The organism is Microbacterium sp. KRD172, from assembly GCF_017168295.1.
Lineage (GTDB): Bacteria > Actinomycetota > Actinomycetes > Actinomycetales > Microbacteriaceae > Microbacterium > Microbacterium profundi.
This window is the reverse complement of the sequence record NZ_JABFAS010000002.1, coordinates 1,370,286-1,393,588: the sequence shown is the minus strand read 5'-3', so window position 1 is coordinate 1,393,588 and position 23,303 is coordinate 1,370,286. Positions and strand designations below refer to the sequence as shown.

General features: G+C 65.5%; 23 protein-coding genes and 1 pseudogene. 10 read left to right on the top strand and 14 right to left on the bottom strand.

Annotated features, from left to right (window positions below):
* Positions 1-102: 102 nt before the first annotated feature.
* Entirely contained in the window at positions 103-1,557 is a 1,455-nt protein-coding gene (gene rpsA, locus J1M43_RS07055) for a 30S ribosomal protein S1 (RefSeq protein WP_033107516.1), read from the bottom strand.
* 245 nt (positions 1,558-1,802) lie between these two features.
* On the opposite strand from rpsA, the gene J1M43_RS07050 reads away from it, so the two are divergent.
* From J1M43_RS07050 to J1M43_RS07040, 3 genes are read left to right on the top strand one after another with little or no spacing between them, the layout of a single operon-like run.
* A complete protein-coding gene (locus J1M43_RS07050) occupies positions 1,803-2,315 on the top strand; it encodes a hypothetical protein (protein WP_206476376.1) in 513 nt (170 codons plus the stop codon).
* A complete protein-coding gene (locus J1M43_RS07045) occupies positions 2,303-3,136 on the top strand; it encodes a hypothetical protein (protein WP_206476375.1) in 834 nt (277 codons plus the stop codon). The genes J1M43_RS07050 and J1M43_RS07045 overlap by 13 nt, the downstream gene beginning before the upstream one ends.
* A 37-nt stretch (positions 3,137-3,173) precedes the next feature.
* On the top strand, positions 3,174-4,094 hold the full coding sequence (locus tag J1M43_RS07040; protein WP_206476374.1) for a 5'-3' exonuclease: 921 nt from the start codon (positions 3,174-3,176) through the stop codon (positions 4,092-4,094).
* A 22-nt stretch (positions 4,095-4,116) separates the two neighbouring features.
* Here J1M43_RS07040 and J1M43_RS07035 read toward each other — a convergent pair whose 3' ends face one another.
* Genes J1M43_RS07035 through trpD form a run of 3 tightly spaced genes read right to left on the bottom strand, consistent with a single transcriptional unit; the run spans position 4,117 to position 7,412 of the window.
* Positions 4,117-5,358, bottom strand: coding sequence for a CynX/NimT family MFS transporter (locus J1M43_RS07035; RefSeq protein ID WP_206476373.1), 1,242 nt, complete (start codon positions 5,356-5,358; stop codon positions 4,117-4,119).
* Positions 5,355-6,341 carry a PHP domain-containing protein gene (locus J1M43_RS07030; RefSeq protein ID WP_033107514.1) on the bottom strand — a complete coding sequence of 329 codons (987 nt, stop codon included), beginning with the start codon at positions 6,339-6,341 and terminating at the stop codon, positions 5,355-5,357. Before J1M43_RS07030 ends, J1M43_RS07035 begins: the two co-directional genes overlap by 4 nt.
* Before the next feature lie 6 nt (positions 6,342-6,347).
* Positions 6,348-7,412 carry an anthranilate phosphoribosyltransferase gene (trpD, locus tag J1M43_RS07025; RefSeq protein WP_033107513.1) on the bottom strand — a complete coding sequence of 355 codons (1,065 nt, stop codon included), beginning with the start codon at positions 7,410-7,412 and terminating at the stop codon, positions 6,348-6,350.
* Positions 7,413-7,554: 142 nt separating this feature from the next.
* On the opposite strand from trpD, the gene J1M43_RS07020 reads away from it, so the two are divergent.
* Genes J1M43_RS07020 through J1M43_RS07005 form a run of 4 tightly spaced genes read left to right on the top strand, consistent with a single transcriptional unit; the run spans position 7,555 to position 12,022 of the window.
* Positions 7,555-8,247: a heme-copper oxidase subunit III gene (locus tag J1M43_RS07020; protein ID WP_033107512.1), complete on the top strand. Its 693-nt coding sequence runs from the start codon at positions 7,555-7,557 to the stop codon at positions 8,245-8,247.
* 20 nt (positions 8,248-8,267) lie between these two features.
* On the top strand, positions 8,268-9,068 hold the full coding sequence (locus tag J1M43_RS07015) for a c-type cytochrome (protein ID WP_206476372.1): 801 nt from the start codon (positions 8,268-8,270) through the stop codon (positions 9,066-9,068).
* A gap of 36 nt (positions 9,069-9,104) precedes the next feature.
* Positions 9,105-10,181: a ubiquinol-cytochrome c reductase iron-sulfur subunit gene (locus J1M43_RS07010; protein WP_206476371.1), complete on the top strand. Its 1,077-nt coding sequence runs from the start codon at positions 9,105-9,107 to the stop codon at positions 10,179-10,181.
* Entirely contained in the window at positions 10,178-12,022 is a 1,845-nt protein-coding gene (locus J1M43_RS07005; protein ID WP_206476370.1) for a cytochrome bc complex cytochrome b subunit, read from the top strand. Before J1M43_RS07010 ends, J1M43_RS07005 begins: the two co-directional genes overlap by 4 nt.
* A 59-nt stretch (positions 12,023-12,081) precedes the next feature.
* Here the strand turns inward: J1M43_RS07005 and J1M43_RS07000 are convergent, their stop codons facing one another.
* Positions 12,082-12,267, bottom strand: coding sequence for a hypothetical protein (locus tag J1M43_RS07000; protein ID WP_200881046.1), 186 nt, complete (start codon positions 12,265-12,267; stop codon positions 12,082-12,084).
* A 49-nt stretch (positions 12,268-12,316) separates the two neighbouring features.
* On the opposite strand from J1M43_RS07000, the pseudogene J1M43_RS06995 reads away from it, so the two are divergent.
* A pseudogene (locus J1M43_RS06995) lies at positions 12,317-12,705 on the top strand (RidA family protein).
* 205 nt (positions 12,706-12,910) lie between these two features.
* Positions 12,911-13,330 (top strand): rhodanese-like domain-containing protein, encoded by a 420-nt coding sequence (locus J1M43_RS06990; protein WP_206476369.1) that lies wholly within the window; start codon positions 12,911-12,913, stop codon positions 13,328-13,330.
* A 102-nt stretch (positions 13,331-13,432) separates the two neighbouring features.
* Here J1M43_RS06990 and J1M43_RS06985 read toward each other — a convergent pair whose 3' ends face one another.
* From J1M43_RS06985 to J1M43_RS06965, 5 genes are all read right to left on the bottom strand, one after another.
* Positions 13,433-13,867 (bottom strand): cytochrome c oxidase subunit 4, encoded by a 435-nt coding sequence (locus J1M43_RS06985; RefSeq protein WP_033107508.1) that lies wholly within the window; start codon positions 13,865-13,867, stop codon positions 13,433-13,435.
* A 3-nt stretch (positions 13,868-13,870) separates the two neighbouring features.
* Positions 13,871-15,616 carry a cytochrome c oxidase subunit I gene (ctaD, locus tag J1M43_RS06980; protein ID WP_206476368.1) on the bottom strand — a complete coding sequence of 582 codons (1,746 nt, stop codon included), beginning with the start codon at positions 15,614-15,616 and terminating at the stop codon, positions 13,871-13,873.
* A 4-nt stretch (positions 15,617-15,620) separates the two neighbouring features.
* Positions 15,621-16,535 (bottom strand): cytochrome c oxidase subunit II, encoded by a 915-nt coding sequence (gene coxB, locus J1M43_RS06975; protein ID WP_206476367.1) that lies wholly within the window; start codon positions 16,533-16,535, stop codon positions 15,621-15,623.
* Between the two features lie 96 nt (positions 16,536-16,631).
* Positions 16,632-16,994, bottom strand: a complete 363-nt coding sequence (gene erpA, locus J1M43_RS06970; protein ID WP_033107506.1) for an iron-sulfur cluster insertion protein ErpA — start codon at positions 16,992-16,994, stop codon at positions 16,632-16,634.
* Between the two features lie 95 nt (positions 16,995-17,089).
* Entirely contained in the window at positions 17,090-18,499 is a 1,410-nt protein-coding gene (locus J1M43_RS06965) for a dipeptidase (RefSeq protein ID WP_033107505.1), read from the bottom strand.
* 46 nt (positions 18,500-18,545) lie between these two features.
* Here J1M43_RS06965 and J1M43_RS06960 point away from each other — a divergent pair, with 46 nt between their 5' ends.
* A complete protein-coding gene (locus J1M43_RS06960) occupies positions 18,546-19,109 on the top strand; it encodes a DUF3043 domain-containing protein (protein WP_033107504.1) in 564 nt (187 codons plus the stop codon).
* A gap of 79 nt (positions 19,110-19,188) precedes the next feature.
* Here J1M43_RS06960 and J1M43_RS06955 read toward each other — a convergent pair whose 3' ends face one another.
* From J1M43_RS06955 to J1M43_RS06940, 4 genes are read right to left on the bottom strand one after another with little or no spacing between them, the layout of a single operon-like run.
* A complete protein-coding gene (locus J1M43_RS06955) occupies positions 19,189-20,208 on the bottom strand; it encodes a quinone-dependent dihydroorotate dehydrogenase (RefSeq protein WP_206476366.1) in 1,020 nt (339 codons plus the stop codon).
* Positions 20,209-20,218: 10 nt separating this feature from the next.
* Positions 20,219-20,695 (bottom strand): transcriptional regulator NrdR, encoded by a 477-nt coding sequence (gene nrdR, locus J1M43_RS06950; RefSeq protein ID WP_033107502.1) that lies wholly within the window; start codon positions 20,693-20,695, stop codon positions 20,219-20,221.
* A 4-nt stretch (positions 20,696-20,699) separates the two neighbouring features.
* A complete protein-coding gene (hisD, locus tag J1M43_RS06945) occupies positions 20,700-21,977 on the bottom strand; it encodes a histidinol dehydrogenase (RefSeq protein WP_200881042.1) in 1,278 nt (425 codons plus the stop codon).
* A 46-nt stretch (positions 21,978-22,023) separates the two neighbouring features.
* Positions 22,024-23,277 (bottom strand): hypothetical protein, encoded by a 1,254-nt coding sequence (locus tag J1M43_RS06940; protein WP_241245203.1) that lies wholly within the window; start codon positions 23,275-23,277, stop codon positions 22,024-22,026.
* Between the last annotated feature and the right edge of the window lie 26 nt (positions 23,278-23,303).

Sequence of the window (23,303 nt, the reverse complement as noted above, 5' to 3'; positions counted from 1 at the left end):
GTAATCTTCCGTCACGTAACAGCATTCGGCGGTATACGCGAAACGGGCCGCCACCCGCTGCCTGTGAAGGCGGGGTGACGACCCGTTCCGTGAATCGCGTGCTTACGCGTTGCCGCCCGAAAGCTTCTCGCGCAGGGCCGCGAGAGCCTCGTCGTCAGCAAGCGTTCCGGCGCCGGAGTCGCTCGTGAAGGACTGTGCAGCGGCGAAGTCGTCGCCAGCAGCGGCCTCGGCCTCGGCTGCCTTGGCAACCGTGACCTTGTGAGCCTCCCAGCGGGTCTGGGCTGCAGCGTACTCCTGCTCCCAGGCCTCGCGTGCGGAGTCGAAGCCTTCCTTCCACGCACCGGTCTCGGGGTCGAAGCCCTCCGGGTACTTGTACTCGCCGTTCTCGTCGTACTCGGCGAGCATGCCGTACAGTGCCGGGTCGAACTCGGTGCCGTTGGGGTCGACCGACTCGTTGGCCTGCTTGAGCGACAGCGAGATGCGACGACGCTCGAGGTCGATGTCGATGACCTTGACGAAGACCTCTTCGCCGACGGACACGACCTGCTCAGCCAGCTCGACGTGCTTGCTGGAGAGCTCGGAGATGTGTACGAGGCCCTCGATGCCGTCTGCGACGCGAACGAACGCACCGAACGGAACGAGCTTGGTGACCTTGCCCGGTGCGATCTGGCCGATCGCGTGGGTGCGGGCGAAGACCTGCCACGGGTCTTCCTGCGTCGCCTTGAGCGACAGGGAGACGCGCTCGCGCTCCAGGTCGACCTCGAGGATCTCGACAGTGACTTCCTGTCCGACCTCGACGACCTCGGAGGCGTGCTCGATGTGCTTCCAGGACAGTTCGGAGACGTGCACGAGGCCGTCAACGCCACCCAGGTCGACGAACGCACCGAAGTTGACGATCGACGAGACCTGGCCCTTGCGGACCTGGCCCTTGTGCAGGTTGTTGAGGAAGTTCGAGCGCGACTCGGACTGCGTCTGCTCGAGCAGCGCGCGGCGGCTCAGCACGACGTTGTTGCGGTTCTTGTCCAGCTCGAGGATCTTCGCCTCGATCTCCTGGCCCAGGTACGGGGTCAGGTCGCGGACACGGCGCAGCTCGATGAGCGATGCCGGCAGGAAGCCACGCAGGCCGATGTCGACGATGAGTCCACCCTTGACGACCTCGATGACCGTACCGGTGACGACGCCGTCGTCTTCCTTGATCTTCTCGACGTCGCCCCACGCACGCTCGTACTGCGCGCGCTTCTTGGACAGGATCAGACGGCCTTCCTTGTCCTCCTTCTGGAGAACAAGAGCCTCGACCTCATCGCCGACCTTGACGACCTCGTTGGGGTCGACATCGTGCTTGATGGAGAGTTCGCGGGAGGGGATGACACCCTCGGTCTTGTATCCGACGTCGAGCAGGACCTCATCGCGGTCGATCTTGACGATCGTTCCTTCGATGATGTCGCCGTCGTTGAAGAACTTCAGAGTCTTCTCGACCGCGGCCAGGAAGTCCTCAGCAGATCCGATGTCGTTGATGGCGACCTGCTTGGTGGCCGGGGCGGTCGTTGCGGTAGTCATGTAGTGGGTTGTCCTTGTGGGTGGGTACTCGGGCCACAGACGCTCATGCACGCATGAGTGATCGCCTGAAAGCGAATGGATTTGGATTTTCAATCGCCCGGGCGTGCGAGTGCACGCCACGAGTGACACTTCAGATTATCAGAGAATCGTCGCGAACGCTGCTGTGGATAACTCCGGCGAGTGCTGGCGCTTCGCGTTACCGTGAACGGGTGACTCTCCCCCGATCGAAGACGAGCCGGTTCCGGATGCTGGCACTGCTCGCACTCGCAGCGTCGACGTTGAGCGCCTGCACGCCGACTCCTGAGCCTACGCCGACACCGACCGCCGCTTTCGCATCGGAAGAGGAAGCGTTCGCCGCGGCGGAGGAGGTCTATCGGGCTTACAACGACGCGCTGAGTCAAGTTGACACGAGCGACCCTGACACCTTCGAACCTCTTTACGCGCTCACGACGGGCGGGGTCAATGAGGCCGACCGCGAGTCGTTCTCGAAGATGCACGCTGAAGGTTATGTGGTCTCGGGTAAGACACAAGTCATCGACTTCAAAGGCATCAGCGCGAGCCCGGAACGCGACGAAGTCGTCGCTATTACCTGCCTAGATGTCAGTGACGTAGCGGTGGTCAACAGCGCCGGCGTGTCACAAGTGAACCCGACCAGACCCGACACCTACGCGTTAGAGCTGACCTTTATCTCACAATTCGACGACCAACTACTACTCGACTCCGCTAAACCCATCGAGGATCCGACATGCGAGGCGTGATCGTTTCCTCCCTCATCGCATTTGCCCTGTTCCCGGGTCTGACGGCGGTCGATGACGATGATGGTGACGCAGGCCTAGGCGACCTCATTACTGGCAATACCGGCACCGAGATCATCATCGACGGCACCCAGGACACTCCCGGCGACCCCGGCACCTCGCCGATCGGCGACTCGGATCCGGGAACCGACGGGGGCTGGACCCCACCGGCAGACTGGACGCCACCGCCGGAGTTCGACTTCGCTCAGTGCCTGAACAACTGGGATTCGTACATCCGCTGCTTCCGGGCGACTGAGGAAACCGAGGATGAGACGCCGGAGACCACCACAGAGCCGACGATCCCGGCCATCACGATCAATGACGTCGCCCGATTCGCTCCGGCCGGTCCCGTCATCACCGGAGAGCCTGACAACGTGGGCGTCGTCGGCCTGCCGACGAACTTCGTGGCGACGGCATCCGTCCACACCGTGAACGACTCGCTCTTCGGCTTCCCGGTCACCGTACGCTTCACGCCGTCCGGCTACGACTTCCGCTTCGGCGACGGCACGACCGCCACCACCAGCACGGGCGGTCGGTCATGGGCCGACCTCGGCCAAGCGCAGTTCACCCCGACTCCGACGAGCCACACCTACAAAGAGCGCGGAATGTACTCCGCACAGGTCGACGTGCGCTACAGAGCAGAGGTCGACTTCGGCGTCGGATGGTTCCCGATCGCCGGAGAGGTCACCGCTGCAGGGCCACTGCAGGAGATCCGCATCTTCGAGGCGCACACCGCACTGGTCGCGCACACCTGCCAACAGGCACCGGACTCCCCCGGCTGCTGACCCCGACGTCGTCGGCGCCCTGTGCCATGCTGATCCCATGAGCGACAGGCTGATGCTGCTGGACACCGCGTCCCTCTACTTCCGGGCGTTCTACGGCGTGCCCGACAAGGTGAAGGCTCCCGACGGGTCCCCCATCAACGCAGCGCGCGGGCTCCTCGACATGATCGCCAAACTCGTCTCCCTGTACGAGCCGACCCACATCGTCGCCTGCTGGGATGACGACTGGCGTCCGCAGTGGCGCGTCGACCTCATCCCCAGCTACAAAGCGCATCGTGTCGTCGAGATCGTGCCCGCTGGCCCCGACGTCGAAGAGGTGCCTGATCCGCTCGAGGCTCAGATCCCGCTGATCCGCGAGTCGCTGACGGTACTCGGCATCCCGATCATCGGCGTCACAGCGCACGAGGCCGACGATGTGATCGGCACCCTCGCCACGCTCGCGACGATGCCGGTCGACATCGTCACGGGTGACCGTGACCTGTTCCAGCTCATCGACGACGAGCGCAGCATCCGTGTCATCTACACGGCCCGAGGAATGAGCAACCTCGACAACCTCACCGAGCAGAGCGTCGTGGCCAAGTACAGCGTGCTCCCCTCGCAGTACGCCGACTTCGCGACCATGCGCGGCGACGCCTCAGACGGACTCCCGGGGGTTCCCGGCGTCGGAGAGAAGACCGCGGCGACCCTCCTGCAGACGCACGGCGACCTCGCCGGCATCCGCGCGGCCGCCGAGGCCGGCGAAGGCATGAGCGCGGGTCTGCGGGCGAAGATCCTCGCGGCAACCCTCTATCTCGACGTGGCGCCCACAGTGGTCGAGGTTGCGCGCTCACTCGATATCGCGCCGCCCACAGATCCGGTGCGTGCGCTCGATCCGTCCGAAGCGGACGCCGCCATCGCGCTCGCGCAGAAGTGGAATCTCGGCTCGTCGATGGACCGCGCGATCGCTGCCCTCGGGCGCTGAACGCTATGAAACTCTCAGTGATTCAGCCGCGGCGCAGCGCGACGAACATCGCCGACACGAGTGCCGTCGAATAGACAACCGTCGCAGCGATCACCGCGAGCATCGGCGCCTGCCACCCTCCGCTGATCTCGTTCAGCGCACCCAGGAGCGGGGCGCCGAGCGCAGCGAGCACGTATCCGCCGCCCTGCACGAGCGCCGACATCGTCGCCGCCTCGGCGTCGGAGCGCGACACGCGGACCATCGCCGTGAAGATCAGGACGAAGCCGCTCGAATGCGCGATCGCTCCGAACGAGGCCCACACGGCCGCCACCTCAGGGGCGAACAGCATCCCGATGACCATCGTGCCGAAGCACGCACCCATCAGCACGCCGGCCGGCACGGCGCCGAGGTACTTCAACAGCACCGGGGCGAGCAACGCCCCGACGATCGCCACGCCCTGGAACAACGATGCCAGTGCGCCTGCGGTCGCGGCATCCGTGCCTGTGGTGTCGATCAGCATCGTCGGCAACCACGTCGACATGCCGTAGTAGATCGCCGACTGCATACCGAACGCGGCGAAGAGCATCCAGACGATCGGGCGGCGCACGATCGCTGCGACACGGTTGTCGACGATGACGGGCAACGGCCCCGTGATGTTCTCGCCGGTGTCGCCACTCTCCCGCTTTCCCGCCTCGCCCGATGCGCGTTCCGCACTTCGCCACGACTTCGAGCGGACGATGTGGACGATCCACAACGCGAGGCCCACGACGGTCACCGAGCTCCAGACCAGCAGAGCGAGCGGCCAGCCCATGAGTTCTGCGAGCGGCACTGTTCCCAGGGCGGTCACGAGCGATCCGACGTTCAGCGTCGCCGAATACGCTGCCGTGGCGACCGCGGTGCGCTCGGGCGGAAGGTCGCGCCGGATGATCACCGGGACGACGACGTTCCCGATCGTGATCGCGGCGCCGATGATGAACATGCCGGCCAGCATCGAGCCGTAGCCGGGCAACGCGCGCACGAACGTGCCGAAGAGCACTCCGCTGAGCGACAAGAGCAGTGCGAGCTCGGCGCCGGCCCGTCGGATCAGAAGCGCGGCAACCGGCGTGATCGCCGCGAACATGATGACGGGAGCCGTCGTCAGCAGGCCGGCGGATGCTGCGCCGATACCCAGGTCGCGCACGATGTCCGGCAGCACCGGAGTCACGGCGATGATGGGCGCGCGCAGGCTGAGCGCCGCGACGAGCACGCCCGCGACGACAAGCCACGGGATCGATCGGCGGCTCACTCCGCCCACGCCCTCAGACGCTCAAGCCCCCATGTGGTCACGACCCGCTCGGCCGGTACTCCGGCCTTCTCGGCTCGCTCCGCCCCGTAGTCGAGCAGTGACAACTGCCCCGGCGCATGGGCGTCGGAATCGAGCGAGAACAGACAACCGGCATCCAGCGCGATCGCGATCAGCTCATCCGGCGGGTCCTGCCGCTCGGGTCGCGCATTGATCTCGACGGCGACTCCGTTCTCGGCGCATGCGTCGAACACCGCACGCGCGTCGAATTGCGAGGGAGCTCGCGTGCCGCGCTCGCCCTGCACGAGCCGGCCGGTGCAGTGCCCGAGCACGTTGACATGAGGACTCCTCACCGCGGCGATCATGCGGGCTGTCATCGGCCTCGATTCCATGCGCAATCTGGAATGTACGGATGCCACCACGATGTCGAGCGCACTCAGCAACTCGGCGTCCTGGTCGAGGGCGCCGTCTTCGAGGATGTCGACCTCGATCCCGGCGAACATCGTGAAGCCGTCTGTCGATTCGCCGCGCACGAGCGGCATCTGCTCACGCAGCCGTTCTGCGGACAGCCCCCGGGCGACCCGGAGGCGGGGAGAATGGTCGGTGATCGCAAGGTACTCATGCCCGAGAGCGCGTGCCGCCGCGGCCATCGTTCCGATCGAGGTCGTCCCGTCGGACCAGTCCGTGTGCGCATGGAGATCGCCTCGCAGCTTTCCGCGAAGCACCGATGCGCGTTCAGGCTCGACCTCACCACGCAGCTCCACGAGGTAGTCCGGTGTCTTCCCTGCCTGGACCTGACGTATGACCGCGAAGGTCGACTCGCCGATGCCCTTGGTGGCACGAAGACGGGTCGGATCGTTCAGCACGTCGTCGGGCAGACCCTGCACCGTGGCCGCGGCCTGACGAAACGCCTTCGCCCGGTACCGTGATGCGCGTTCCCGCTCGAGCAGAGTGGCGATCTCCAGCAGTGCGACGACGGGATCCATGATCGTTCAGGCAGAGGCGAGCTCGCGCGTCGCGCCCACCCATGCCTCCAGCTTCGCTGCAGCGCTGCCGTCGTCTACAGCCGCTTCCGCGCGTGCATAGCCGTCGCGAAGGCGGTCGAGGATCGGACGCTGCACCTGCGTCGAGTCCTGGGAGAGTTCGAATGCGACGATCCCGGCCGCCGCGTTGAGCAGGACGATGTCACGCACCGGCCCCTTGGTGCCCGCGAGCGTGTCGCGCAGCACTCCTGCATTGTGCTCGGGAGATCCGCCGATGAGGTCCGCGAGATCGGCGGTGGGGATGCCGAGATCGCGAGGGTCGAGATCGTGCTCGTGGATGTCTCCGAGGGTGACCTCCCAGATGCGGCTGTGGCCGGTGGTCGTCAGCTCGTCGAGGCCGTCGTCTCCGCGGAACACGAGGGCCGTCGCACCGCGAGTCCGGAACACGCCGGTGATGAGCGGAACGCGTTCGAGCTGCGCCACACCGACGGCATTCGCCTCGGCGCGCGCCGGGTTGCAGAGGGGGCCGAGCATGTTGAACACGGTCGGAACGCCGAGTTCCCCACGTGCCCCGCCCGCGTGCTTGAAACCGGGATGAAATGCTGCCGCCCACGCGAAGGTGATGCCCGTGCGATCCAGCACGGCAGCGACCTTGTCCGGAGCAAGCGAGAGCTCGAGGCCGAGCGCACCCAGAACGTCGGACGAACCGGAAGCCGAACTGGCGGCGCGGTTGCCGTGCTTGACGACGGGGATGCCGGTCGCGCCGATGATGATCGCCGCCGTGGTCGAGACGTTCACAGTCCCGACGCGATCTCCGCCGGTGCCGACGATGTCGAGCACATTGGAAGAGACGGGCAACGGGACGGCCGCCTCGAGGATGGCATCACGGAACCCGACGATCTCATCGATCGTCTCGCCCTTGGCGCGCAACGCGATCAGGAAACCCGCAAGCTTGGCATCGGAGACCTTGCCCTGCATCACCTGGCGCATCGCCCACGTCGACTCCCAGACGCTGAGATCGCGTCGCTCCAGGAGAGTCGTGAGCACATCGGGCCATGTCAGGGAATCAGGCATGTCTGCGATCCTATCGGCGCGAACAAATTACCTGCGCACAGCAGTGCAGGCGTACAACCTTGATTTCCCTTGGATTCACCGAGGATTCGCAGTGTCTTCTTAGGGTTCCCTAAGTCAAGGAACAGCGAATCGGGTGCCATGGATGCAAGAATCACGCTCGCAGATCGGCCATAATGGAGACGTGACCACCTCAGCGACTCATGCCCCGGCGGCAAGAACGATCAAGCGGCCCAATCCGGTAGCTGTCGGCACCATCGTGTGGCTCGGCAGCGAGGTGATGTTCTTCGCGGGACTGTTCGCGATCTACTTCACCCTTCGCAGCACGTCTCCCGAGCTCTGGGCAGACCGCACGGAGCTGCTGAACGTCACCTTCGCCGGTGTGAACACAGCGATCCTCGTGCTCTCCTCCGTGACGTGCCAGATGGGCGTCTTCGCCGCTGAGGACCTGCAGCCGTACCGCCTCGCCAAGGGCCAGCTCAACCTCGCCGGCCGCCGCCGCCTGTTCGGCTGGGGAATGGTCGAGTGGTTCTGGCTGACCTTCGCGCTCGGCGCCATCTTCGTATCCGGTCAGGTCTGGGAGTACGCCCAGCTCGTCGCCGAGGGCATGCCGATCCAGGCAGACGCCTATGCCTCGGCGTTCTACCTGACCACGGGCTTCCATGCCCTCCACGTCACCGGCGGACTCATCGCATTCCTGCTCACCATGGGGCGCGCGTTCGCAGTGAAGAACTTCACGCATAAGGAGGCGACCTCCTCGATCGTTGTGTCCTACTACTGGCACTTCGTCGACGTCGTCTGGATCGTGCTGTTCTTCGTCATCTACTTCCTGAAATAAGAGCGGAGCTGAGCTGAGAAATGGTACGAGAGAAGAAGCGTCGCTCGAACGGACGCCGCAGCCCACTGGCGGCCGCGGCACTGATCGGTGCAGGACTCCTCATCACGGGAGGCATCTACGCCGGGGCGTCGGCGGCGATCGCCGCCACTGACACCCAGACGAGCGCGAGCACCATGAGCGTCGAAGACGGCCAGAAGCTGTTCCAGGCGAACTGCGCGACCTGTCACGGACTCAACTTGCAGGGCACAGACAACGGACCGAGCCTCTACGGCGTCGGTGAACTGTCGGTGGAGTTCCAATTGGCGACCGGACGCATGCCGCTCCAGATGCAGGGGCCTCAGGCGCCGCAGAAGAGTCCGCAGTTCACTCAGCCTCAGATCGATGCGATGGCCGCATACGTGCAATCGGAGGCACCAGGGCCGACGTATCCCGCAGATAAGATCCTCGATGGCGGAGGGGATGTCGCAGAAGGCGCTCAGCTCTTCCGCATCAACTGCGCGATGTGCCACAACGTGTCGGCCGCCGGCGGAGCGCTCACCGAGGGCAAGTACGCTCCGGCGCTAACCTCGACGAGCGCACTGCACATCTATGCGGCCATGGTCACCGGCCCGCAGAACATGCCGGTGTTCGGGGACATGAACCTGTCCGACGAAGACAAACGCGACATCATCTCCGCGCTGCTGTTCCAGCAGGAGTCGGTCTCGGTCGGCGGATTCTCCCTCGGAAACCTCGGCCCCGTCTCCGAGGGTCTGTTCGTCTGGATCTTCGGTATCGGGGGTCTCGTCGCCATCACCGTGTGGATCACGGCGAAGTCCAACTGACGCTTAATCATCGAAGAGGAACGTACGAGGAGCACCATGGCAAACGACGACGACTCGAAGGCCCTTGACCGGGCCTACCAGCCCTCTCCGGGGCTGGGTGTCGCAGTCAGCGATCCCGTGCAGAACCCGGGGCTGCCACCGCACCGTGAGCGGATGACCGACAAGGACCCGAAAGCTGAGAAGCGCGCGGTCCGCACGGTGTACACGCTGTTCTATCTGTCGCTGGCCGGCAGCATCTGGGCAGTCGCGGCGTACATGCTGTTCCCGATCGAAGACGGCTCGCTGGTTGCGATCCGCTACAACAACTTGTTCATCGGGCTCGGCATCGCTCTGGCGCTGCTTTCACTCGGCCTCGGCGCCATCCACTGGTCCAAGGCCCTCATGTCGGACAAGGAGTTCGTCGAGCACCGTCACCCCACGCGTGGGAAGGACTCGACCCGCGAAGCGGCCGTCCAGGCGTTCGCGGAAGCGAACGAGGAGTCCGGTTTCGGCCGCCGCACGATGATCCGCAACTCGCTCTTCGCAGCCGTTGTCGCGTCGATCATTCCTGGCGTTGCACTGTTCCGCGGGCTCGCACCGCACAGCACTCCTGAGGACCCCACAGCGGGCGACCCCGTCGTGCTGTTGAAGCAGACCATGTGGGCAGAGGGGCAGCGTCTCGTACGCGACCCCGACGGCACCCCGATCCGTGCGGCGGAAGTCACTCTCGGTTCCGCGTTCCACGTGATCCCCGCGGATCTCGCGGAACTGAGCCACGCCGACGGCTATCTCGAGGAGAAGGCGAAGGCTGTCGTGCTGATGATGCGCCTGCGTCCTGAACAACTCATCGAGGCAGAGGACCGCAAGGACTGGTCGTACGACGGCATCGTCGCGTACTCCAAGGTCTGCACGCACGTCGGCTGCCCCGTCGCCCTGTACGAGCAGCAGACGCACCACCTGCTGTGCCCGTGCCACCAGTCGCAGTTCGACGTGACCGATCATGCCAAGGTCATCTTCGGCCCGGCTGCGCGCCCATTGCCGCAACTGCCGATCACCGTCGACGAAGAGGGCTACCTCGTCGCGCGCAGCGACTTCACCGAGCCTGTCGGCCCGAGCTTCTGGGAGCGCTATTGAGTACCGCAACGCTGTCCAAAGAGGACAAGGACACCAAGGCGCCCCTCGGCGGTCGATTCGTCGGCGCCGCGTCGAACTATATCGACGAGCGCACCAGCCTCTCGGGCTTCGTCAAGGAGCTCGGTCGCAAGATCTTCCCCGACCACTGGTCGTTCATGCTCGGCGAGATCGCTCTGTGGAGCTTCGTCGTCGTCTTCATCTCCGGCTCGTTCCTGACGTTCTTCTTCCAGGCGTCGATGGTCGAGACCTACTACACGGGTGCATACGCCCCTATGCGCGGCATCGAGATGTCGGCAGCGCTCGAGTCGACGCTGCGCATCTCCTTCGATCTGCGCGGTGGCTTGCTGGTCCGCCAGATCCACCACTGGGCGGCCCTCGTGTTCCTCGCCGGCATCGGCGTCCACATGCTGCGCGTGTTCTTCACCGGCGCGTTCCGTAAGCCGCGCGAGCTGAACTGGGTCATCGGTTTCGTGCTGTTCATCCTGGCTCTGGCAGAGGGCTTCACCGGCTACTCGCTGCCTGACGACCTGCTCTCGGGCAACGGCCTGCGCATCATCGACGGAATGGTCAAGGGACTCCCGCTGATCGGCACGTGGACATCGTTCCTGCTCTTCGGTGGAGAATTCCCCGGCACCGACATCGTCGGCCGACTCTATTCGCTGCACATCCTGCTGCTGCCGATGCTGGTCATCGCCCTGATCGTCGTGCACCTGATGCTGATGGTGATCAACAAGCACACGCAGTTCGCCGGCCCCGGCCGCACGAACGACAACGTCGTCGGCTACCCGATGATGCCCGTCTACATGTCCAAGATGGGCGGATACCTGTTCATCGTCTTCGGCTCGATCGTGCTGATAGCGACGTTCGTTCAGATCAACCCGATCTGGGCGTACGGACCGTATGACCCGTCCCCCGTCTCAGCCGGCACCCAGCCGGACTGGTACATCGGATTCGCTGACGGCGCTCTGCGCCTCGCGCCATCGAACTGGGACATCGTGTTCCTCGACCGCACCTGGTCGTTCGGAATCATCGTTCCCGTCCTTGTCCTCGGCCTGTTCATCGTCGCCGTCGCGATCTACCCCTTCCTCGAGGCGTGGATCACCGGCGACAAGCGTGAGCACCACCTCGCCCAGCGTCCGCGCAACGCCGCGACCCGCACCGCGATCGGGGCCGCCGGTGTGATCTTCTACGCGGTTCTGTGGGCGGCGGCGTCCTCCGATCTCATCGCGACGCACTTCATGCTCACGATGGAGGGCGTGATCCACACGCTTCAGGCGCTGCTGTTCCTCGGCCCGATCCTCGGTTACTTCATCACCAAGCGCATCTGCATCGCGCTGCAGAAGAAGGACCGCGAGATCGTGCTGCACGGCTATGAGTCCGGTCGCATCGTCCGTCTTCCCGGCGGCGAGTACATCGAGGTGCACCAGCCGGTCGACACGTACGACCGCTGGAAGCTCATCGATGTCGACGGATATGAGCCCCTCGTCGTGCGACCGAACGACAAGGGCCGCATCCCGTGGACTGAGAACCTGCGCTCCTCGATCTCTCGTTGGTTCTTCGAAGACCGTCTGGCCCCGCTCACGCAGGCGGAGGTCGCCGCCGCAGATGCCCACCAGAGTCACGTCACGACCCAGATGGACGAGTCCGAGGCTGCGGAGATCCAGGGTGCTCACGAGCGCGCCGGGGTTCCTGACGCGCCGCTCAACCCGCCGGCGGAGACCCACATCGACGAGACCGCCAACACGCCGAGTTCCGTGATCGCCACTGATCCGGTGAAGCGCCGTACTGATCGAGCGGAGCGAGACGAAGTGAAGCCCAAGAAGTCGGACGAGAGCGAGTAACGCTCCTCTCCCCTGGGCCCCGTCCAGCGCTCCTCGAGCGCGGACGGGGCCCTTCTTCGTCACGCTCGATCAATGGTGCCTTCCCCAGAGATCCGGAGCGCCGAAGCAGCTGACTTCGGCCGGCTCGAAGAGATTGAGAGCGCCGCGGACACAATGTTCATCGTCCACTTCTCGGCCGAGAACTGGCCCACATCGCCCACCTGGAGCAGCTTTCCGTCCTTCCTGAGTACGGCAAGCAGGGTCACGGACGCATGCTGGTCACGGCAGCAAAATCCCAGGCATGCAGGCGTAGGCGTGGGCACGGGGAGCTCAGGCTCCGCGGCGCCGTACACGTACGCGGCGACCGCCCCGGCGGGCTCGCGCCTCATCTTCCTTGTCGGCGCCTGCCCACTGCACGAAGACGGAGCGACAGACTTCCCGGGCGACTATGCCGCTCAGGCTGCGTGTTGCGTGGAGACGTTGACAAGGACGCTTGCGGCAGCGGGGGCCTCATTGACTGATGTCATCAGTACCCGGGTGCTGGTGGCGTCCTCTATGCGGCAGGACCTCGTGGATGCCTGGGATGTCGTCAGCGCCGCCTTCGGAGACCACGACGTTCCGAGTACGCTCCTCGGCGCACCGTGCTCGGGTACCCTCACCAGCTCGTCGAGATCGAGGAGATCGCCGCGGTTGATGCTGCCTGAGTCGGGCGCTCGCTCGACCTGCTGACCGCACGCGATCCGCCCAGCACCCGTGCAAGAAGGTTTTGCCGGCCTCCAAGACATCTGAGCCCGTGAACTTCTTCTTCCACCCCGCCACCAGGCCGCCAGTCGCGATGCCGGCGGAAATCGGATGCTACGCGACCGCAAGAGCGCGCCGTACCGACCGCGAGTTCCATAGGCTGAGACCATGATCGATCGTGCCGACTACTTCGCCGCCAAACTCGCTTACGAAACAGACGCGAGCGACCTGTACGCCCGCCAGAAGGCCTCTGACGATGTCGTGGTGATCGATGTCCGCTCAGACGAGGCGTGGGCGCAGGGACGCATCCCGGAGGCCGTGCACATGCACTACAGCGAGATCGCGACTCGGGCGCCGTCGGAGATCGCCACAGGAAGGGAAGTCGTCGTGTACTGCTGGAGCCCGGGCTGCAACGCTGGGGCGAAAGGTGCTCTGGAGTTCGCGAAGCTCGGCTACACCGTGAGAGAGCTGATCGGCGGTTTCGAATACTGGGTCCGCGAAGGGTATCCCGTCACAGACGCCGACGGCATCCATCGGCGTCCCGTCGACCCGCTCACCGGCGTCGCCCGCATTCGCACGCAGGCCTGACCCGCCCTCCGAGCATCAGTGGCCCCGAGCATCAGGGGCCCGGCACAGCAGAAAGCCCCAGGACCGAAGTCCCGGGGCTTTCTCACAACGAGTGAGAGCGGCTCAGCGTGCGAAGTGACCTCGGTAGTACTCGTACACCCAGCCGACGATCGCGACAACGAAGATCGCAACACCGATCGGCAAGAGAAACTGTCCGACGGCGAGTCCGACCAAGAACACCGCTGCAGAGGCTGCGAGCACGATCGGCCACCACGACCACGGGCTGAACTCGCCGAGCTCAGGATCTCCGTCGTCGATGTCTGCCGTCAGAATATCTTCGGGCAGCTCGCCGCCCTGCGCCTTGTGCGTGCGCGCGAGGTAGACCGCGATCATCGCCGACATACAGGCCGCGAAGAGAAGAGCGACGGAACCCACCCACTCCACCTTCGCCGCACCGACCAGTTCGGGATACGCGAGGATGTGCCAGATCGTGTAGGTGATGGCGACGACCAGGAAGAAGCCGGCGAGAATCCACCAGAGAACGACATTGGATCGCATGGCTTACTTGCCCTCTCCGGTCACGCCCGACATGGCCGGCTGAGGTGCGGCGACAGGATGCTCGGCGGCCTCGGGATGGTTCAGGTCGAACGCAGGACGCTCGCTGCGGATGCGCGGGATCGACGTGAAGTTGTGACGCGGCGGCGGGCAGCTGGTAGCCCACTCGAGCGATCCACCGTACCCCCACGGGTCGTTGACCATGACCTTGGGCGCCTTGCGCGCGGTGATCCAGACATTCAGGAAGAACGGCAGCATCGAAGCGCCGAGGATGACCGCACCGATCGTCGACACCTGGTTGCCCCACGTCCAGCCGTCGGCTTCCGAATAGTCCGCGTACCGACGCACCATGCCGTCGACACCCAGCCAATGCTGGATGAGGAACGTCATGTGGAAGCCCACGAACAGCATCCAGAAGTGCACGTAGCCGAGGCGCTCGTTCAGCATGCGCCCTGTCCACTTGGGCCACCAGAAGTAGAAGCCGGCGAACATCGCGAACACGACCGTTCCGAACACGACGTAGTGGAAATGGGCGACGACGAAGTATGAGTCACTGAGTGCGAAATCCAGCGGGGGCGCTGCGAGGATAACCCCAGTCAGACCGCCGAAGACGAATGTCACGAGGAAGCCCAACGCAAACACCATCGGTGTCTCGAACGTGACAGAACCTCTCCAAAGCGTTCCGATCCAGTTGAAGATCTTCACACCGGTCGGCACGGCGATGAGCATGGTCATCAGCGCGAAGAACGGCAGCAGCACCGAACCGGTGACGTACATGTGGTGGGCCCACACAGCCACGGACAGAGCGGCGATCGCGATCGTCGCGTAGATCAGGGTCTTGTATCCGAAGATCGGCTTGCGGCTGAACACCGGGAAGATCTCCGAGACGATGCCGAAGAACGGCAGCGCGATGATGTAGACCTCCGGATGGCCGAAGAACCAGAACAGGTGCTGCCACAGCAGCACACCGCCATTGGCCGGGTCGAAGATGTGTGCACCGAGGATGCGGTCTGCGGCAGCAGCGAAGATCGCCGCGGCGAGCACCGGGAAGGCCATCAGAATCAGGAGGCTCGTGATCAGCGTGTTCCAGCTGAAGATCGGCATCCGCCACATCGTCATGCCGGGAGCACGCATCGTGATGACCGTGGTGATGAAGTTCACCGCACCGAGGATGGTCCCGAATCCGGACATGCCGAGGCCGACCATCCAGAGGTTCCCACCGGCACCGGGGGTGAACGTCGCACTCGCCAGGGGCTGATACGCGAACCAGCCGAACGATGCGGCGCCCTGCGGGGTGAGGAAGCCGGCGACCGCCATGATGGAGCCGAACGTGAACAGCCATAAGGCGAACGCGTTGAGTCGCGGGAACGCCACATCCGGCGCTCCGAGTTGCAGCGGCAGGATCGCATTCGCGAAGCCGGCGAACAGCGGAGTCGCGAACATGAGCAGCATGATCGTGCCGTGCATCGTGAACAGCTGGTTGTACTGCTCCTTGGTGGGGACGATCTGCATCCCCGGAGCGAACAACTCGGCACGGATCACCAGCGCCATCACTCCGCCGAGGAGGAAGAACAGCACGGAGGTGATCAGGTACATGTACCCGATGGTCTTGTGGTCAGTGGAAGTGATCCACTTGACGACGATGTTGCCCTTCTGCTCGACGCGGGAGGAGCTCATCAAAGCTGCCTGGCGTGCGGGAACCGCCGTGGGGCGAGCGCCAGCGGGCTGGCTCGGGGCCTCAGTAGTGGTCATGAGGTTACTCTCCCTCTTCTTCGGAGTCCGTCTCGGACGTCGTACCTGTGGTGCCGGGGAGGTTGCTGAGACGGTCGTATGCATCGGTGATGTCGCCCGTGTTCCCCTTCTCACGAAGCGACTCGACGTATGCGTCGTACTCGTCCTGCTCTACGACCTTGACGTTGAAGAGCATCATCGAATGGTACTCCCCGCACAACTCAGCGCACTTGCCGGCGTACTCCCCGACGCGTGTCGGGATGAAGGACCAGGAGTTGTCCTTCCCGATGTACATGTCCTTCTTGTAGAGGAAGTCGATGATCCAGAACGAGTGGATGACGTCACGCGACTGAAGGTTGATGTGCACCTTCTGGTCGACCGGAAGCACCAGGGTCGGCAGCTTCTCAGTGTCGATGTTGCCTTCGGCATCAGGCTGCGCCTGCACGCCCATGGTCCAGACTGCGTCGGAGAGGGCGTCGTCTTCACCGGCGTACATGAAGTCGAACGCCCACTGCTTGCCGATCGCGGTGATCTCGACGTCTGCCTCGTCACCCCACTGCGTCTCGATCGCGGCCTGGTCTCTCGCGGTGAAGAAGAACATGCCCATGACGAGGATGAGCGGGATCACCGTGTAGAAGATCTCGATCGGCATGTTGTAGCGCATCTGCACCGGCAGGCCGGTCTGGCCCTTGCGGCGACGGTACGCGACGGCGGCCCATCCCATGAGGGCCCAGGTGATCATGCCCACGGCGAGAAGGACGATCCAGGAGTTGACCCAGAGCGCTGCGACCCGGTCGGTCTGGTTCGTGGCGGCAGTGCCGTCTTCTACGAAGCCCGGGAGGAATCCGTTGAGTTCGGTGGGAGAGCATCCCGCCAGAGCCACGGCTGCCGCGATTCCCAGGGGAATGGCGGCCCAACGAAGGCGGCGTTTCGAGGGCACGATGCACCTTTCAAGATGACGGACAAGGCATGGTCAAGTCTAGGGCAACCTCACACCTGATTCATGCCAACCACGCAGGTCGAGCACGGCCGACTTTCAGTGGAAGCTGTCTCCGCAGGCGCAGCTTCCGGCTGCGTTCGGGTTGTCGATGGTGAAACCCTGCTCGGAGATCGTGTCCTTGAAATCGATTGCCGCGCCGTCGAGGTACGGGACGCTCATGTTGTCGATGATGACCTCGACGCCGTCGAAATCGACGGTCTCGTCGCCGTCGAGGTAGCGCTCGTCGAAGTAGAGCTGGTAGATCAGGCCGGAGCATCCACCGGGCTGCACGGCGACGCGCAGACGCAGGTCGTCGCGTCCCTCCTGCTCGAGGAGGTTCTTCACCTTGGTCGCCGCCGCGTCCGTCAGTGTGACGCCGTGTGCGGTCGCGGTCTGTGTGGTCAGTGTGGTGTCGCTCATGTCGCTCCTTGTGACAGGCCGCGCGTGCAGGCGGCGTTTCGTTCTGATTCTACCTTCGAGCACCCGGATGGGCGCTGATCAGTTCGCGAAGGCGATCAGCCGGTGATCTCGTTCATACGTGTCAGCAGCAGCGCCTCGGTCGCGACGGCATGACGGAACGTGTCCAGGTGCAGCGACTCGTTGGGGCTGTGGGCACGTGCGTGAGGATCCTCCACTCCGGTGACGAGGATCTGCGCCGCCGGGAATTCCCGCACGAGATCTGCGATGAACGGGATGGACCCTCCGACTCCGAGATCGACCGGGTCTGCGCCATAGCCGTCCGCCATCGCCTGGCGCGCGAGGCTCACAGCCCAACCGCTGGTGTCGACGAGGAATCCGTCGCCGAGATCGACGTCCGAGAACGTCAGCTCCGCGCCGAACGGCACGTGGGCGCGCAGGTGCGCCTCGAGCGCCTCGTACGCGTCCTCACCGGACTGCCCCGGCGCGACGCGCGCGCTGATGACGACGGTCACCTCCGGAAGCAGCGTGTTCGATGCCGAGGCCACGTCTGTCGCGTCGATGCCTATGACCGTGATGGCCGGTTTGTTCCAGATCCGGCTCAGGATGCTGCCCCGCCCGATCGGCGAGGTACCCGGTAGCAGTCCGGCCTCGTCGCGCAGCGTCTCCTCGCTGTAATCGGGAGTCTCGGTGTCGGTCTCGGAGAGTCCTTCCACGGCGACGGCGCCGTCCTCGTCCCAGAGCGTGGCGAGCAGGCGGACCGTCGCCATCATCGCGTCGGGCACCGCTCCCCCGAACATGCCGGAGTGCGACGCGTGATCGAGCGTGCGCACTTTCATCGTGAAGCGTGCGTTGCCGCGCAGGGACACGGTCAGCCCAGGAGTCGTCGAATCCCAGTTGCCGGAGTCGGCGACCACGATCGCGTCCGCACGGAGTGCCTCGGAGTTGTCGCTGAGGAACTGGGCGAACGAGCGCGATCCGTACTCCTCCTCGCCCTCGATGAACAGCGAGACTCCCAGGTCGAGGTCGTCACCGAACACCTCGGATACCGCACGCAGTGACGCGATGTGCGCCATGATGCCGGCCTTGTCGTCGGCGGCACCGCGCCCGTACAACCGCCCATCGCGGACGGTCGGTTCGAAGGGCGGCGTATCCCACAGCTCGTCTGAACCCGGAGGCTGCACATCGTGGTGCGCGTAGAGCAGGATCGTCGGCTTGCCGTTGCGTGCGGCCCGCGTCGCGAGAACAGCGGGCTGACCGTGCTCGTCAGTGCCGGGGATCGCGGCACGCAGCACCCTGACGTCGTCGAAGACGCCGGTGCCGGTCGCAAGCGATGCCACGCGCTCGGCGCTGCGCTCGAGCTGCGTCTGATCGAACGACGGCCATGCGATGCCGGGAATGCGGACGAGGTCGCCGAGGTCGGACAGCGCGGAGGGGATGCCGATGGCCACCGCTTCTGTGACGGCGGATTCGATCGCGGGGTCGACGTTCTGCGTCTGTGAAGTCATGCGAGTAATCTTAAGGCTGAACACCGATCCCTATCCGAGGAGCCTCGTGGCCACTTCCACCCCACCGACGAACGACGACGCGGCCGAGACGCCCGTCGCCGGCAAGGGACGCCCGACGCCGAGCCGCGCCGAGCAGGAAGCCGCACGTCGACGACCGCTGGTGGCCGACACCAAGGAAGCCCGCGCCGCAGCGAAGCTGCAGATGCGGGAGCAGCGCGAGCGTGCGCAGGCGGGCATGGCCGCCGGTGAGGACAAGTACCTCCCGCCGCGCGACAAGGGTCCGCAGCGTCGTTGGGTGCGCGACTACGTCGACGCCGGCTGGCACCTCTCCGAGTGGGTCATGGCCCTGATGGTCATCGTCATCCTGGTCTCCCTCGTCCCGGATCCCAGCTTCTCGTTCTTCGCCTTCATCGGCCTGTGGGCGTTCATCGTCATAGCCGTCATCGACATGGTGCTGCTCGGCATCCGCGTCAAGCGCAAGGTCGCCGCCAAGTTCGGAAAGGACCGCATGGAGAAGGGCCTCGGCTGGTACGCCGCGATGCGTGCGCTGCAGATGCGTTTCATGCGCCTGCCCAAGCCGCAGGTCAAGCGCGGCCAGTACCCCGACTGAGCCCGGTTTCGACTCGTCGCTGACGCTCCTCGCTCAACCCGTTTCGTCTCGCTCCGCTCGCTCAACGCCCCGCACCCAGTTATGCGCGCAACCCGCGGTTGATCTGACGCGCCCAGAGCGGTCCTCGGTAGAGGAACGCCGTGTAGCCCTGCACCAGCGTCGCACCGGCATCCAGTCTTTCCTGCACATCTGTCGCGGTCTCCACTCCGCCGACCGAGACGACGCAGAAATCACTCGGAACAGCCGCGCGAACCACGTGCAGCACCTCCATCGAGCGTGCGCGCAGCGGTGCGCCCGAGAGCCCGCCCGCGCCGGCTGCCTCGACGACTTCGGCATCCGACTCGAGACCCTCGCGGCTGATCGTGGTGTTGTGCGCGATGATGCCGTCGAGGCCCTCTGCGACGGCGAGCTGCGCGATCGCCGTGATCTCATCGTCGGGGAGATCCGGGGCGATCTTCACCAGCAGCGGTGTCGCACCGGCGGCCGCCTTGACCGCGCGCAGCAGCGGCGCGAGAGTCTCGACCGCCTGGAGTCCGCGCAGTCCGGGTGTGTTCGGGGAGGACACGTTGACGGCCAGGTAATCGGCGAGCGGTGCGAGTCGCTCCGTGCTGGCGACGTAGTCGGAGGTCGCGTCAGCGACGTCGACGACCCGGCTCTTGCCGATGTTCACGCCTATGACGGTCTTCGGGCGGCGCCGGCGGAGCTTCTCGAGGCGGCGCGACGCAGCTTCGGCTCCGTCGTTGTTGAAGCCCATCCGGTTGATCAACGCACGATCGGGCACCAGACGGAAAAGTCGCGGCCGGGGGTTGCCGTCCTGGGCGATGGCCGTGATCGTGCCGATCTCGACATGACCGAAGCCGAGAGCAGCCAGCCCGCGCACACCGACGGCGTTCTTGTCGAACCCGGCGGCGACGCCGAACGGCGAGTCGAACGTGAGGCCAAGTGCCTGCACCTGCAGCTGCGGGTCTGGCGCTGCGATCGCACGCGTGGCCCACGAGAACGGCGGCGCACCGAGTACGCGGATCACCGCCATGCCGGCATGGTGGGCGAACTCGGAGTCGAAGCGCGACAGGACGACGCGGAAGAGCAGCGGATACATCCCTGCCAGATTACCGGTCGACGGACTCCGGTTCGGACGGCGAATGCTCGGCTCGGAGGTCGGTGATCGCGCTCTCGAAGTCCTCCAGCGAGTCGAACGCCTGATAGACGCTCGCGAAGCGCAGATACGCCACCTCGTCGAGATCTCGCAGCGGACCGAGGATGGCGAGGCCGATCTCGTTGGCATCGAGCTGCGAGACGCCGGTCTGGCGTACCGCCTCCTCCACACGCTGCGCGAGGATCGCGAAGTCGGCTTCGGTCACCGGCCGCCCCTGACAGGCTTTGCGCACACCCGAGATGACCTTCTCCCGACTGAACGGCTCCATGACCCCCGAGCGCTTGATCACGTTGAGGCTGGCCGTCTCGGTGGTCGTGAATCGTCCTCCGCATTCCGGGCACTGGCGACGCCTGCGGATCGAGAGTCCGTCGTCGCTCGTGCGGGAGTCGATGACGCGGGAATCCGGGTGACGGCAGAAGGGGCAGTGCATGGTGTTACAGCGTAGCCGCTCCCCCGGCCGCTCCCTGGAAGCGAGCCTCGATCGCCTCGCCGTGTGCGGGCAGCACTTCGGCGTTCGCGAGGGCGACGACACCTGCGCGTACTGCGGCGAGGGCTGCGTGGTCGTATGAGATCACCTGCTGCGGACGCAGGAACGTGTAAGCGCCGAGGCCCGGCGCATAGCGGGCCTGGCCTCCGGTGGGCAGGACGTGGTTGCTCCCGGCCATGTAGTCGCCGAGGCTCACCGGCGTCTGGTCGCCTACGAAGACGGCACCTGCGCTTGTGAAGGCGGATGCCGCAGCCTCGGCATCTGTCAGGTGCAGTTCGAGGTGCTCGGGGGCGTACGCGTTGCTGAAGGCCGTCGCCATCGCGCGGTCGTCGACCAGGACGATCGCGGACTGCGGTCCGGCGAGTGAGACTCCGACGCGCTCACTGTGTCTCGTGCGTGCGGCGATCTGCTCGACCTCGGCGGCGACGCGCTCAGCCAGCGCCGGGTCATCGGTCACGAGAACCGCAGAGGCCTGCTCGTCGTGCTCGGCCTGGCTCACGAGGTCTGCGGCGATCAGGCGCGCATCGGCCGCAGCGTCTGCGACGATCAGGATCTCGGTCGCACCTGCTTCCGAATCCGTGCCGACGACACCGGCGACGGCACGCTTCGCCGAGGCGACGTAATTGTTGCCAGGTCCGGAGACGACGTCGACGGGGTCGAGGCCGATGGCGGCCACGCCCCAGGCGAGAGCACCGATCGCACCGGCTCCGCCGATCGCGTACACCTCTGAGATGCCGAGGAGGCCGGCGGCCGCGAGGATCGTCGCGTGCACCCGTCCGTCGGACTGCGGCGGGGATGCGAGCGCGATGCTCGTGACGCCCGCCACCTGAGCGGGGACGACGTTCATGACGACGCTCGAGGCGAGCGGGGCCTTGCCGCCGGGGATGTAGACGCCCGCCCTGGTGACAGGCTGCCAGCGCTGGACGATCTGGGCGCCGGGCCCGATGGCCGTTGTCCGGGAGTCGGGCACCTGCGCCGCGGAGCCCTGACGAACGCGGAGGATCGCTTCCTCCAAGGCTGCGCGCACGACGGGATCGACGGAAGCGAGTGCCTCGGCGATGTGCTCGGAAGGGACGCGGATCGCGTGGTCGGTGACCCTGTCGAATCGCTCGGCCTGCTCCCGCAGCGCATCCTCGCCACGTTCGCGGACGTCGTCGACGATCCGCGCCGCGGTCTCGAGGGCTTCGGCTCGCGCCTGAGCGGCCCGTGGTACGGCAGCGAGCATGTCTGCAGGCGAGAGTTTCTGCCCTCGTAGATCGATCGTTCGCACTTCAGCCCCTCGTGATGTCTGCGATGTCGTGCAGGTAGCCGATCCGGCCGTCGTCGTGTCGGACCACGAAGGCTCCGCCCCGGTCCTCGACCACGAGCGCCCATGCGGTCGGGCCGATGCGGAACAGGGGCTCACCGCGCTCATCGACGACGTCGCGCTCGGTCGGGGCCAGGGCCCAGAACGGTTGCGAGGATGTGGAATCCACCGTTTCCTCGACGGGTGCTTCCGTGGGCCTCGCAGTCGGAGCCGTGACCTCGCGCGGTGCCGTCGCGTCGAGATCTTCGATGACGCCCGTCTGGTCATCGACCGCTCCAGGCTCCGTAACCTCCGAGCGGGTCGAATCGGCATCTTCTGCGGGGTCGGAGGCGACGGCATCCTGCTCGTCGTCAGGGCTGAGCTGCCCTCGCGACGTCCGCGCATAGGCGGGAAGGTAGTCGCTGTCGTCGGCGCCCACGGTGGTTCCGAGGCCGATGTCGGCTTCGAGCCCGGGCGCGGTGCCGAGGTCGCGACGTGACGCGTGCGCCGTGGACGACACTCGGTCGCCCAGCCCGAGATCCGCGATCTCGTCAGTCGTGTGCTCACCCGACAGTTCGGAGTCGATGACCGGGGCCTCGTGCGGAACCGGAGCGGGCTTCTCGGCTCGCGGGCGTGCGATCACCGGTCGGACCGGGTTGGCGTTGCGATGCGCGAGCGTTACCAGACGTCCGTGGAAGTCGTCGCGCAACCCGGGGATGAGCGGTGCGAAGACCGTGATGATGACGAGCGCGAGCGCAGCGACGAACTGAATGATCGTGACCCAGGTCAACGCGAACTCGTCGGTCGCGGCCGAGACCGTGACGAGGTCCCAGTTGACGGTCGCCCAATACAGGGCGCTGACCGAGAACGAGACGGAGGCGAACTGGTCGATCCCCAGCGAGCCGACCCGGCGGATGCCGTCCGGGGAGAAGCGGCGGAGAACGATCAGGAAGACGGCCGCGGTGGGCAGGCCCAGCGCGAGAACCCACTGGATCCCCTGTCCCCACAACGAAGTGCCGCCAGCCTGGGCGTACACGGGGAAGAACGACGTCACGAACGCGATGAGCCAGACCCCGACGATGAGCAGCTCCCGCAGCGTGAACCCGAGGATGCCGGGTTGCGGTGCGACCTCTTCGTCGTAGAGCACACCGTCGTCTTCTGCGAACGGCGCAGAGTCGGCGACGTTCTCCGGGTCACCGAGGGGCTCCGGGTCACCGGCGAAGGGGGATTCCGTGCTCATGAGCGTGGTCCTTTCAACGTGGCGCG